Below are 12,974 nucleotides of genomic sequence, written 5' to 3'. Positions count from 1 at the left end.
TTAGTATCGTGCCGTATAGATTGGCTTAATGACGTCCATTTCCACAAACCGGTACAGCTTTGCCGGCTTTTTAGAAGTTCTGGCCGTGGTTTTACCCGCCGCCTCCTCGATAAATGGAAGGGTCTTAATCTTCCTTGCAAATGACTGATCGCTTTTAATGGCCTGATCATCGGTAACAGTCAGCAGCACGGCCTGAAGCTCCGAATAAGTAAACTCTTCCGGAAGGAAATTTTTAGCGGCTGTTGTCTGAAGCAAATCCGACCGTATTTCACGGATGGCGTCTTGAATCAGCTGTTCGTGATCAAAAGCGAGCGTAATGGAGTCCAGATCCTCCAACGGGAAAAGCTGAACATCCTCCGCATCATCACTTGCCTTCCGGTTGTGCAATAAATCCTCCGGAACAATGGCGTAATGGGCGTTCGATAAGATCCATCCGCGCGGGTCCCGGCCCGGCTGGTCATACATGCCGTAATGCTTCATATGAATTCCGCGAACCCCCGTTTCCTCCAGCAGTTCACGGTGAGCGGCTTCAAGCGCCGTCTCATCAGGCTGAACGAATCCTCCCGGAAGCGCCCACTTGCCCGCTTCAATGTTCGGTGTGCCCTCCGCTGTCTCCATCGATCTCTGAATCAGCATCAGCATCAGGCTCATGACCGGAGGCTTATGCTCCCGCTTTTCTGAATGAATCGTAAAAACCGCAATATCAGACGTATATCCATCAGGTGTCCGGTACTTTCCCGGGTTGTAATTTTTCAAAGCATCTTTATTTGTTTGGCTCAATTTTTCACCATCTTTTTAATTAACATTTTGTTAATTGAAATTGTAATACAGGATTTGCAGGAAGTCAACTCGGAAGCCAAAAGGAATCGGCGGCCGACTTTTCGGAAAGACAATATAAAAAGAGCATCCGGTCCGGATGCTCTTTTTCACTAGTTTTATAAAACAGCCTTCGCCTTGTTCTCTCCAAGAGATCCAACAAGCTCATTCAAATGAACGGTAAGGCCGCCAAGCGATTCCATGATTGTCTGCAGATGATGAACGGCTTCTGTTTGATGCTCCATGCTGCCGATCATTTCTCCGCTTGCTACACGGCTGTGCTGCAGAGCGGATGTCATGCTTGTAATGGCGCCGCTTATTTCCTCCATTGTTCGCAGGAAGAGAGCGGACTGTTCTGCTACCAGGTCCGTCCCGTCCGCAACATCGTTTGAAGCAGACGCGATTTTTTCGAATGCTTCTGCTGTCGTTCCTACCTTCAGAAGACCTTCTTCGACCACTGTGGAACCTGTATTCATTTCCTCTGTGACCTGGTGAATGTCATGCTGAATCGTTTCGATGAGATGTCTGATTTTCTCAGTCGACTCATTGGATTTTCCGGCAAGCTTTCTCACTTCTGCCGCAACAACGGCAAAGCCTTTTCCTGCCTCTCCTGCTCTTGCAGCTTCAATCGCGGCATTTAAAGCAAGAAGATTCGTTTGATCCGCAATAGCGGAAATTTCAGAAACGATGCCGCCAATCTGATTTGACTGATTCTGCAGGGCGGAAACAGAATGAGCAAGTGTCCGGAACGTTTGATGGATGTTCTCCATTTGGCGTTCTGTATTTTTCAAGGAAGCCTTTCCAGTACTCACTAGCTTATTGGCATTAAAAGACCGTTCCCTGATCTCCTTTGCAGCATCGGAGATTTTTACAGCGCCATCCTGCATATTCTTCATTTTGATTTCACTTTGCTTCGCTTCTTCAAGCTGATGAACGGTTCCCGCAGCTACCTCTGAAGCCGTATCTTTCATTTGATGGCTGACTCCTTCTGTTAATTCCGCATGTTCCGTCAGCTTTTCCACATTTTCTGCAATATGGCCGGCCGTAGAAGCCAGTTCTTCTGTCAGACGGTCCAGAGACTGCCGCTGCCACTCATTTTTTTGCACAAGCTGCTTCGTCAGCTGATTTTTTGTATGAATTTGCCATGAAATCCCTCCCGAAGTGAGAACGAGGTAGAACGCATGAATGGCAAACATAAACCACGTGTAGGCATGATCACCGAAAAACAATTCCGTAAAAGCAAACATGGCCACGAAATGAGGAATCGCAAACAAAACGGTCATAACTGAAATGAGCTTGATGCTGTCGTAATAAGCAGCTAAAGCAATCACCAGAAAAATGGAGAAATGATAGACAACCATTCCATCTCCGGACACAATCATCGCCATACTCGAAAAGGTCAGCGTCATAACAGTCAGCAGCGGCACAAGCCGGTGGTCGTTATCTCTCGCGTAAAAAAATAAAGCTGCAAGGAGCAAAAGAACAGGGATTATCATGGCAATAAAAAGAATGGGGGAGCGGCTGCCTGCATGCTCCATATGTTCGTGCATCGGCCAAATCCGGTGAATGGCCTGAATCCCGCCGGCAACGAGGATGCAGACTGCGGAAACCCACAGCATAAGCTTGTTTTTAAATGCGTTCAAAACGATTCCTCCAGTGTAAGTAAAAAAACCTATTTGTCTATCTATGAATATATCGTAATAAAGTACTAGTTGTGTAGCTCAAATGCGCTAAATTCACGTTTATTTTTCGACAAATTCGAATTTTGCTTTTTTTAGGATTTATTAAAGGGAAATGATCTCCCTTCTCGAATGAAACATGCATAGTCCGTTATAAAGGGGCAGCAGCGATACCGACCACTGCCTTGCCTGGTTCTAAGCTCTGCTAAACTTGGCTGTTGATTTCCGTTTCAGGCGCTCAGCGACCAGCGGGGCGGGCGGTGAGCCTCTGCTCTAATCAGGAGTCTCGTGCCATTCACACCAATCAGCAGATTTCAGGAATCAATTGCAGACTTTGACAGAGCCTTATAAAAAGCCCCAGCAACGGAAAACAAAGTGTTCTTGCTCCTATTATTTTCAAAGCTTAATGCTTCGTTCTGGTTCTGGCTGATTGTATAAAGGGGGATAAAAATCATGCATCCTAAAGAACTAATAGAATTCATAATTGTTGGGGCTATAATTATATCAATCGCATTCATTGCCAACTTATTAAAAGACAGGTGGCGCAAAACTGGTTGGTTATTAGCATTCGTTGTATTTTCAGCTTACGGTATCTTTTTTGGTGCACGCCCTTTTTGGATCGATGCACAAATTGACCATAAAATGCAATTGCTTAGACCATATTTAGAAGAGCAATATCCAGATAAAGATTGGACTATTTCCGCAGTTCCTCACCGTAAGAGCGGCTATCGCCATCTAAACCCTTACTATATTGGTGTTGTTTTTGAAAACGAACCGGGAGTTACTTATTATTATTGGGTAGAAAGCAAGGATACGATTTATCAAATGGGGCGAGCAAACAAAGAGGAAAAGACGGAATGAGTTTTACGTATTTCCTTCTATAAATCATGATTCCCTTTAAATTGACCTAAAAATAAACTAACACAGCCTCTTAAAAAAATTGCTTATACTCTTCCAGCTCTTAAAAAAACACAGCGGTTCCATCACCGCTGTGTTTTCACTGATCCCGCTTATTTCAGCAGTTTCTTCACAAGCTTCAATCCATTCTTGGCAGAAGGATAACGAAAGCTGAAATCAAACCGGGTCGTCTGCTTCAGCACGCTTTTCGAATGGGAGAAGGTTTCAAAGCTGTACTTGCCGTGATAATTCCCCATTCCGCTCTCCCCGACTCCTCCGAATGGGAGATACGGCGTGGCAATGTGCATGAGGGTATCATTGACACAGCCTCCCCCGAACGATACCCGGCTTGTGACGGCAAGCTCTGTGTCTTTGCTTTCCGTAAACAAGTAGAGGGCGAGCGGCTTCGGACGCGCGTTCACAAATTCAATCGCTTCGTCCAGGGTTTCGTACTCCATCACCGGGAAAATCGGCCCGAAAATTTCTTCGGTCATGACCGGAGAATCGGGGGCAGCGTTCTCAAGCAGAGTCGGAGCAATGCGGTGAGTATCGTCTGAGCGGTCACCTCCGAAAAGAATGTCTCCATCCTGCAAATAACCCGTCAGCCTGCTGTAATGGCGCTCGTTTACAATTTTGGAATAGCGGCTGCTTTCCAGCGGATTTTCCCCGTAAAACTCTTTGATCGCTTCCTTCATCGCTTCCATCAGTCCATGCTTCACCTTTTTGTGAACGAGGAGATAGTCAGGAGCGATACACGTCTGGCCGGCGTTCGTAAACTTGCCGAACACAATCCGTTTTGCCGCAAGCTTGAGATTGGCGTCTTCATGCACAATCGTCGGACTTTTTCCGCCCAGTTCAAGCGTCACGGGAGTAAGATGCTTCGATGCGGCCTCCATCACGACTTTTCCAACCGGGACGCTGCCCGTGAAAAAGATATAGTCAAAGGGCTGCGCAAGCAAAGCCTGGCTCGTCGATACTCCACCTTCCACCGCCGTTATATAGGAAGCCGGGTACTGCTCTTCTAGAATCCTCTTTATGAGTGCCGACACATTCGGCGTCAATTCTGAAGGCTTGATGACCGCTGTATTTCCGGCAGCAATCGCACCAACGAGCGGAGATAAAGCAAGCTGAAACGGATAGTTCCACGGTGCAATGATCAAGACTGCACCAAATGGCTCAGAGATGACATATCCTTTTGAACCGGTATGAGTCAGTGCGGTGCGGACTTTTTTCGGTTTCGCCCAGTTTTGCAGTCTTTTCAGGGTAAAATTGATTTCTTCATATAAAATGCCGATTTCTGTTGAGTACGCTTCAAGCTCTGATTTATTCAAGTCGAGGGCAAGAGCCTTTACGATGTCCTGTTCGTGCTTTTTTACCCCATCTTTTAATTTGCGGAGCTGTTCCATTCGAAAGGAAACCGATTTTGTTTCCTGAGAGGCAAAATACGTTTTTTGTTCTTGGAGAACAAGTTTTATTTCTTCCGGCTGTGTTTCCATCATGATGTACCCTCTCCTTTATCTTTTATATAGCCTTCCTGAACGAACCAATCCAATGTCCGCTCAAGTGTTTCATCCAATGTGAGGGACGGGCTGTACCCGAGTTCCCGCTGTGCCTTGCTCCCATTTATAAATTGCCCAAGTCCCATAACCGCAACCGCCGTTTTGGACAGCTTCGGACTCGGGCCTCCCAATAATCGCTGTTTAGCCGATAAGAAGGAAGCGATGATTTTCGCTGCCGGGAGAGGAAGAATTACGCGCGGAGGTTTCACACCGGCAAGCATGGCGATCTTCGGTACCAGTACACTCATAGCAATATTGCTCCCGGCAAATAGATAACGTTCTCCAATCCTTCCTTTTTCAGCTGCAAGCACTAATCCTCTTCCAGCGTCTCCCGTGTAAACGACATTCCGTTTTCCTTCTAAATACGCCGGCAGGGTTTCATTTGCGACCTCTGCAATAAGCTGCCCGGTAGACGGACCGTAGTCATACTCCCCAAAGCACATGACAGGAATGCCAATAACAATCGGCAAATTCTCCGAAGCCCTTTCTCTCGCCATTTTATCCATCTCGTATTTGACATGCAGATACGCATTTTTTATGGACGGAGCGCTCCGGTAGGTGAGCTCCTCGGTACCATGGCTGCCATCCAGAGCTTTAGGCAGTGCAATGGATCCCCCGGTGTAGACGATTTTTTTCAGTCCTTTGGCTGCTTCACATGCTGACAAAAATGTATCCATCTGCAAACGGGCCAGTCTTACATCTTCTTTGAGCGGACGGGGCTCAGAAGGATAATAGGCGGCACAGTGAATAATGGCATCCAACCCCGCAAAGGCTTTCGTCAGAGCCGCTTCATCGGATAGATCGGCTTCGGCTGCCTCGAATGATAAATCATTTAATAATGAAAGCTTTGAGTTTTTTCTATGAATCACGGTTAATTCATGGCCGCGTTCCAAAACCGCTTTTGCCGTATGATGCCCGATCATGCCGGTTGCACCGATAACGCCGATTTTCAAGAGATTCTTCTCCTTTCACGTTCTATTGTTCAAACGTTTAAATACTTAAACATTAAAGACAGAGGGGAACCTGTATTTACAGATCACACTCTTCTTCTATTTTAGAAATCAGCTGCTTTAAAAGATCGACAGACTGATCAAGCGATAATGAATAGTACCGCTGTGTCCCTTTTTGCTCAATCGCTACCAGCCCGTTGTCTCTTAGCACCTTAAGATGATGGGAGATCGCCGGCCGCGATAAGTGGGACTGCTCGGCAATTTGATTAACGGTTAGAGTGTCGTGCTTCGCGAGCAGCAAAATAATATCCTGTCTCGCTGCATCTCCAAGTGCCTGAAAAATCGGCGTGCAGGAGCGAAAAATTTCTAAAACCGGTTCTGACATGCTAATCAGCCTTTCTTCATCCAATTACCCTTATTATACACCAATTCGCTGCATGCGCGGTTTCTTACGCATTCTTTCCCTGCACCCTTCGAACAACGGAAGTCACCATTTTTCTCGGCATAAAGCGGACGGAGCCTGCTAACAGTTTATTTTGGAACCCGGGGACTATCACCGTTTTCCCATTCATCCATTCATTAAATCCGATTTGTGCCACCTGATCCGCTCTCATCACCCCGCTGTTGAAAAGCTTCGACTTGCCAAGATCGGCCCGTTCAGAAAATCCTGTTGCAGTAGGGCCCGGACATAGAGCGGAAACCTTGATGTTCGTACCTTTCAGCTCATTTTCAAGCGCCTCCGTAAAGGACAGTACATACGCTTTTGTTGCATAGTAAACCGCCATTAACGGACCTGGCTGGAAAGCAGCCGTTGAGGCAATGTTTAAAATGCCTCCCTCTTTCCTTTCCGCCATTTCCGGAAGGAACAGTTTCGCCATGTGAGTCAGGGAGCGTATGTTTAAATCGATCATATTCAATTCATCTTCCAAATTTGTTTCAAGAAACTCTCCATACAATCCAAACCCCGCGTTATTCACAAGATAAGAGACATGAATTTGCTTTTGCTTCAGCTCTTCGGCCATTTTGCTGATTTCTTCCGGTTTTGATAAATCGGCCTGATGCACCATAACAGCTGTCCGGTATTGTTTTTCCAGGTTTTCTTTCAATTCCAGAAGCTTTTTCTCATTTCTTGCTGCCAAAATGAGCGCGTAGCCTTTCTCCGCGGCAATTTTGGCAAGCTCCATCCCAATCCCGCCTGATGCACCTGTAATCAATACATATTCATTCGAATTCATATTTGTATCCCCTCTCAATTGATTGTATGTTTAAAAACTTAAACATTTAAACTTATAAACATAATATAAAAGGTTTCCTGATGGAAGTCAACAAAATTACAGAGAGAAAACACCTCCAAATTTAGGTACCCTTTTAAACAGCGCTTTCATCATACTCCATTACATAATCGTCGTTAAATTGTTACTTTTCTGTAACAAAACCCCTTCCTTTTTTCGTTACACTACTAGAAGGATACATAGCTATACGTCATGGGGGAGATGTTCATGTGGAAAAAAGACAGCCGACGCCAAAATATTTATGGATGAAAGCAGGAATTTTAGGAGTAATGGGACTCGTTCTCGCTTCCCTCTGGATTGGACCGGACCTGCATAGTCCGGTAAAAGCGAAAGTAAAAAGCGAACAAATCGGGATGCTTCGAACAGAAGGGGAAAAAGAATTAATGAAGGAAAATCCGCCGAAAACGATGATTCCGGAAACCCCGAAGCCGAAGCCAAAACAGACAATGAAACGAAAAACCGTTTACCTGACGTTTGATGACGGGCCTTCGCCGGCAACGGAAGATCTGCTGGATGCTCTGGATAAATATGATGTGCCTGCAACCTTCTTTATGCTTGAACCGAATATGCGGAAGCATGAAAAAGAGGTCAAGCGCCTTGTTGAAAAAGGGCATGCTGCCGGCCTGCACGGAGTCTCCCATAAACCGAAAGTGTTTTATGCCACTCCGGATTCTGTTGTAGGAGAAATGACAGCAGCAAGAGATACATTAAAAAACATAACAGGAATTTCAACGGAACTTGTCCGAACGCCTTATGGAAGTGTGCCTAACCTGACAGAACCTGAACAGCTGGCCCTCCAGTCGGCAAATTTCCAATACTGGGACTGGAATGTCGACAGCTTTGACTGGAAATACAAAAAGCCTGAGTATGTTGAAGATGTTCTCAAGCAGGTCGAAAAACGCAATCAAGACTTTCCGGATCAGCCGATCATCATCCTTATGCACGACCGCATCCCTTCACCGGAAGCACTGAACCAGCTTATTCCGGAGCTTAAAAAAAGAGGATACTCCTTTGATGCACTCAGCGAAAATATGGAACCTGTTCATTTGAAATAGGAAAAACGCCCGGGATTTGGAATCCCGGGCGTTTTTTTGGCATGATTCTTTTTACGAAAATGCTTAGCTTAGCAGGCTGATCTGCGTCCGTTGCCGGCCTCCGAATCCGGTTACCGGACATTTTGGTTTGGGCAGCGGACCACTTGGCCTTCATATCGGAGACTCAGTCTCGGATAACGAATTTAGGACAATCGCGCCTCCACCGCATTTTATCGAACTCTCCGGCGCAGATAACATATACTCAGTTACATCGTTATTTACCCTAATGAGAGGTCTCAAGCATGTTCACGCATGCATTCCCTGGTCTGTTCGAGGGTTTCTCCGATGGAGGCATGGATGACTAAGTCAAATAGATGGTCCAGCCGGGTTGGTTCGCGGTTAATGAGCACCATTTTTTTGTTTCCCCGCAGACGGAAATCATTTGGAATCTGATTGACCGGGTACACTTCAAGGGAAGTTCCCATGACAAGGAGGAGCTCCGACCGTTCTGCTATGGGACAGATGGTTTCCATATGCCGCACCGCATCTCCGAATAGAACCACATCCGGCTTCAGGATAAACCCGCATCGGCTGCCGCCTGCAAGCTCCGCTGTGCACCTCGGAATTTCTTCTGCATGAATATACTCGAGCCCGTAAACGGTTTTACATTTGGGGCAGGCAGCTGTTTGGATGGATCCATGCATATCGAAGACAGCCCTGCTTCCCGCCTTTTGATGCAGACCGTCAACATTCTGGGTGAATATATGAACCTCTTTACCGGCATCCTCTAACTCCCTCAAAAACAGATGGCCTTTATTCGGCTGATGATTCAAACTTAATTTTGTCTGGAAAATTTCTTTGAAATACTTCCAAAAGCTTTTAGGGTTTCGTTCAAAATAGGATCGGCTGATGACTTCCGTTCGGGAAAGATTCTCCGTCCACAGTCCTTCTGATGACCTGAAATCCGGAATGCCGGATTCCGTACTGATTCCCGCCCCGGTCAGAACAGATAGGACATTTGCTTTGTGCAGCCAGTCAGCCAGCTGATAAATGGGTTGATTCAAAGAGAAAACCTGCCTCTATGCTGTAAGATTTTTTCCAAAATCCCGCCTCAACTTTTAGAGTACTGCTTTTCTTTTTCAAGATTGATTTCCTTTTGCTGCACCTGCTCCACATAAATCGTCTGGCTAGGGAAGGCGAATTGCACGCTTTCCTCTTCCAATATACGCATAATTCTCAGGTTAATGTCCTGCTTAATTTTTAAGTGTTCGCCATAGTGGGTGGTTTTCGTAAAACAGTTGATGAGAATGTCCAGACTGCTCGGCCCGAAGCTGTCAAAGCTCACCTGGATGGATTCATCATCAATTCCATCATGCTCCTGCAGCATATGATCAATTCTCCACACGCTTTGGCTCATTTGTTTTTGATTTGTATGATACGTGACCCCCACTTTAAAATTGATTTGCCGTTTCCCCATTTTTGTCCAGTTCGTGATTGGCTCGTTGGCCAGCGTAGAATTCGGTACAGTGACAAGCGCCTGGGGGAACGTCCGGATTTTCGTACTTCTGAAGGTGATATCCTCAACCACCCCTTCCACACTTGGCGCTTTAATCCAGTCCCCAATCGTGAACGGCTTTTCTGTGATAATCACGATTCCTCCAAGAAAGTTCCCGATGGTATCCTTCGCTGCAAGCGCGAACGCCAGTCCCCCGAGTCCGAGCCCCGCCACAAAACCATTGACATCATAATCAAATTCCTTCGCTACGATGCTGAAGGTCAAGGCCACCACAACAAAGCGGAGAAGCTTTGAAAGAAAAGGAACGAGAATATCATCAATTCCAAGGTCAAATCTGCTGTTTACTTTATTGAAAAATAACGACGAAGAACCAGTCAAATTATAAAGTCCCCAGGCTATGACAATAACGATGACAGACCGGTAAACCTCATGGACGACCTCCATGCTGTTATTGAAAAAAGGCGAGTAGATAATCGCGAGGTAAACCCCGACCGACATAAACAGCCATCTGACCGGTTTCTCAAAGGACAGCAGAATATGAGTAAAGAACTCCGTCGGTGTCCGCCTGCTGATCCTCATAATCAGGTGGAAAATGTATTTCGTGAAAATCTTTCTTAGCACCAAAAACAAAACAAGGATTCCAATGCTGATTCCGAGCTTCGTTAAATGATCATATGTAAACCAATTTACCTGCACACTGCGTTCTCTCCTTTTAGCTGCTTTAAAAAAGCATTATACTATAGATTCGCTGGCTGAACGGGAATATTGTCCTTTTTTTCTATTTACCTGCAAGAAAAATAATTAAACGGGATAAATGAAAAAAGCCGCCAGTTTCGGGGCTGGCAGCTTAAAGCAATAACGGGATTCTAAGTAAAGTTTTCCGGAAAGGCATGTGGACTTTTGTTTATGGAATTGGGATTAATTTTTTTCCTTTGGACGATTCTGGTCAACGAGGGTGGCTTTATACATTTCTTCATTTGTCTCAACTTTAATACGCTCCTCCACTCTGATTCTTCCCTTTCCCATTGTCTCGCCTCCTTTTACACATCATAAATTTATCAGAATATTTAGTAAATAAACCAGATGGCCTAATTACATCTGAATATCCAACAATTTTCGATAGGCATCCGTTTGTCCCACTTAAGAGAAAATGGCGAAACCAGTAGATTTACAGCGAATCATTTTCTATTTTAGGGCTCAAATCTTCTGAAAAAAGGGTCTATGTTTCTAGGAAAATTGGCAAGTGAAGGAAAGCATTATTTAAAAACTTTTTTAAAACTGTAGCTTGCTTTTTCGAATCCCATTTTCTCCTCGTAAAACCGGTGTGCCCCTTTTCTATGAAGAGCGGAGGAAAGAGCTATTCCGTCAAATCCCTCTTTTTCCGCCTCTTCCTCCACATGGGCCAGCAGTTTTTCACCGTATCCTTTTGAACGATGGGCGGCATCGGTAACCAGGTCAGATACCCATATGAATTTGCCGTAATACAAGGTAATCATCGGCTGGTACCCAATATAGGAAACAGGCTGGCCTTCGTGATAGAGTAATTTAATCCGGTAGTTTTCAAGCTCTGATGCCAAGGAAACCAATTCCAGAAACTCCTTCTCAGTCAAATGAGGCCTAAGCTGAGAAAGAACCGGAAAGCCTTTCTTCCAATCTCTTTCACCAATCAACTCTACAATTTTTTCCATCTGTCATTCCTCCTTTGTGATAGGATAAAGATAGCAAATCACTGGTATGGTGTTGAGAGCCAGTTTAATTAATTCGGAAGGTACCAGTTAAGGAGGCTAAAATGGATACAATTTTTTTCAGAGAGGGAAGCCCGCTCTTTGTCCAGCTCTACGAACAAATCAAACAGAGCATCAATGACGGCACCTTGGCATCCGATTCGAAGCTTCCCTCAAAAAGAAAGCTTTCCCTTCAGCTGAATATTAGTGTAAATACGGTGGAATCGGCTTATGCACAGCTCGAGGCGGAAGGATACATTGAAGCGAGACCGAGGAAAGGCTGGTATGTTCTTCATTTTGAAAACACGCTGTTCAGCCATCCCTCCTCGCTTCAGGAAAAAAACGAAGACACACCCGTTCAGCCAGTAATCGACTTTAGCCAAACAATCGACACGGATAAATTCCCATACGCTCAATGGAAAAAATGCTCGGTCGAAGCCCTGCATAAAGACGAACTGTTTCATACCGGGCATCTTTTTGGAGAAAAGGAGCTCAGAGAAGAAATCGCCGCTTATCTGTTCCGTGCCAGAGGGGTCCGGTGCCATACGGATCAGGTCATCATCGGAGCCGGCACTCATATTCTGCTTGAGAAGGCAGCCCGGATCCTTGGCGCTGAAACCTTTGCCATTGAAGATCCGGGCTACCACCGGACGAGGGATTCCCTGAAGGATTACAGCCTCATTCCAATCCCGCTTGACGAATCAGGAATGGATATCAAAGCGCTGAAATCCTCCAATGCTACAGCTGTCTATATCACTCCCTCCCATCAATTCCCGTATGGTACGGTCATGCCGGTGAAACGGAGACTGGAACTGCTGGAATGGGCGGCAGAGGAAACTAACCGCTGGATCATTGAAGATGACTACGACGGGGAATTCCGCTATGAAGGCCGGCCTATACCGTCCCTTCAAAGCTTGAGTCAAAATGAGGACGTACTCTACTTCGGGACTTTTTCAAAATCATTCATCCCCTCCCTTCGCATCAGCTACATGATTTTGCCGGAAAAACTGATGCGTTCCGCCGAGCCTCAGCTGATGGCATTTAAACAAACCGTGTCCAGATTCCATCAGCATGCCCTTTCTCTTTTTATGGCACGCGGCTTCTGGGAGCAGCATTTGAACCGGATGAGGACTCATTACCGGAAAAAACACAGCCTGCTGATCAGGCAAATGCAGGCCGTGTTCCAAGATCGGATTCGGATCATCGGAGAAAAATCAGGGATGCACATTCTTATCCAAGCGGAAAACGGAATGAGCGAAGAAGAACTCATCACAGCCGCTGGGCGTCAAGGAGTGAAGGTGTATCCTGCCTCCCTCTATTTTGTAAAGGTAAAGCCGGAAAAACCGCTGCTTTTTATAGGGTTTGGCGGGGTGACGGAGGAAGAGATTGTGGTGGGAATTGAGCTATTACGGAGGGCATGGTTTTAGGGGAGAACGGTGAGGGTGGGGTCAGTCCCGACTTGCTTCACCGCAGCAGGGGACGGAGACCGGATCCGTTGAGCCCTTGT

The 12,974-nt window shown here is 45.9% G+C and carries 13 protein-coding genes; 3 read left to right on the top strand and 10 right to left on the bottom strand.

Going from position 1 to position 12,974, the window contains the following annotated elements; translation table 11 throughout:
• The gene (locus CEF21_RS07405; RefSeq protein WP_241156784.1) at positions 1–780 is read right to left on the bottom strand and encodes an NUDIX hydrolase; all 780 of its coding nucleotides are present in this window, start codon (positions 778–780) and stop codon (positions 1–3) included.
• 155 nt (positions 781–935) lie between these two features.
• Positions 936–1,586, bottom strand: coding sequence for a methyl-accepting chemotaxis protein (locus tag CEF21_RS21910; protein ID WP_481747662.1), 651 nt, complete (start codon positions 1,584–1,586; stop codon positions 936–938).
• A gap of 1,362 nt (positions 1,587–2,948) precedes the next feature.
• Here CEF21_RS21910 and CEF21_RS07395 point away from each other — a divergent pair.
• Entirely contained in the window at positions 2,949–3,356 is a 408-nt protein-coding gene (locus CEF21_RS07395; RefSeq protein ID WP_123914644.1) for a hypothetical protein, read from the top strand.
• 149 nt (positions 3,357–3,505) lie between these two features.
• Here the strand turns inward: CEF21_RS07395 and CEF21_RS07390 are convergent, their stop codons facing one another.
• From CEF21_RS07390 to CEF21_RS07375, 4 genes are all read right to left on the bottom strand, one after another.
• On the bottom strand, positions 3,506–4,888 hold the full coding sequence (locus tag CEF21_RS07390) for an aldehyde dehydrogenase (protein ID WP_123920040.1): 1,383 nt from the start codon (positions 4,886–4,888) through the stop codon (positions 3,506–3,508).
• Positions 4,888–5,904, bottom strand: a complete 1,017-nt coding sequence (locus tag CEF21_RS07385) for an NAD-dependent epimerase/dehydratase family protein (RefSeq protein WP_123914642.1) — start codon at positions 5,902–5,904, stop codon at positions 4,888–4,890. The genes CEF21_RS07390 and CEF21_RS07385 overlap by 1 nt, the downstream gene beginning before the upstream one ends.
• Positions 5,905–5,980: 76 nt before the next feature.
• On the bottom strand, positions 5,981–6,286 hold the full coding sequence (locus tag CEF21_RS07380; protein WP_123914640.1) for an ArsR/SmtB family transcription factor: 306 nt from the start codon (positions 6,284–6,286) through the stop codon (positions 5,981–5,983).
• Between the two features lie 64 nt (positions 6,287–6,350).
• On the bottom strand, positions 6,351–7,136 hold the full coding sequence (locus tag CEF21_RS07375) for an SDR family NAD(P)-dependent oxidoreductase (protein WP_123914638.1): 786 nt from the start codon (positions 7,134–7,136) through the stop codon (positions 6,351–6,353).
• Positions 7,137–7,402: 266 nt separating this feature from the next.
• Between CEF21_RS07375 and CEF21_RS07370 the strand changes: the two genes are divergently transcribed.
• Positions 7,403–8,248, top strand: coding sequence for a polysaccharide deacetylase family protein (locus tag CEF21_RS07370; protein WP_123914636.1), 846 nt, complete (start codon positions 7,403–7,405; stop codon positions 8,246–8,248).
• A gap of 275 nt (positions 8,249–8,523) precedes the next feature.
• On the opposite strand, the gene CEF21_RS07365 is transcribed toward CEF21_RS07370, so the two are convergent.
• From CEF21_RS07365 to CEF21_RS07355, 4 genes are all read right to left on the bottom strand, one after another.
• On the bottom strand, positions 8,524–9,291 hold the full coding sequence (locus CEF21_RS07365) for an NAD-dependent protein deacylase (RefSeq protein ID WP_241156783.1): 768 nt from the start codon (positions 9,289–9,291) through the stop codon (positions 8,524–8,526).
• A gap of 47 nt (positions 9,292–9,338) precedes the next feature.
• Entirely contained in the window at positions 9,339–10,439 is a 1,101-nt protein-coding gene (locus CEF21_RS07360) for a mechanosensitive ion channel family protein (protein ID WP_164462120.1), read from the bottom strand.
• A 222-nt stretch (positions 10,440–10,661) separates the two neighbouring features.
• The gene (locus CEF21_RS21220) at positions 10,662–10,769 is read right to left on the bottom strand and encodes a YhdX family protein (protein ID WP_164462119.1); all 108 of its coding nucleotides are present in this window, start codon (positions 10,767–10,769) and stop codon (positions 10,662–10,664) included.
• Positions 10,770–10,999: 230 nt separating this feature from the next.
• A complete protein-coding gene (locus CEF21_RS07355; protein WP_123914634.1) occupies positions 11,000–11,431 on the bottom strand; it encodes a GNAT family N-acetyltransferase in 432 nt (143 codons plus the stop codon).
• A 101-nt stretch (positions 11,432–11,532) separates the two neighbouring features.
• Between CEF21_RS07355 and pdxR the strand changes: the two genes are divergently transcribed.
• Positions 11,533–12,894, top strand: a complete 1,362-nt coding sequence (gene pdxR, locus CEF21_RS07350) for a MocR-like pyridoxine biosynthesis transcription factor PdxR (protein WP_123914632.1) — start codon at positions 11,533–11,535, stop codon at positions 12,892–12,894.
• The last annotated feature ends 80 nt before the right edge of the window (positions 12,895–12,974 follow it).

The organism is Bacillus sp. FJAT-42376, from assembly GCF_003816055.1.
Classification (GTDB): domain Bacteria; phylum Bacillota; class Bacilli; order Bacillales; family Bacillaceae; genus Metabacillus_B.
Note: the sequence above shows the minus strand (reverse complement) of the source record. Positions and strands in the feature narration are given on the sequence as shown.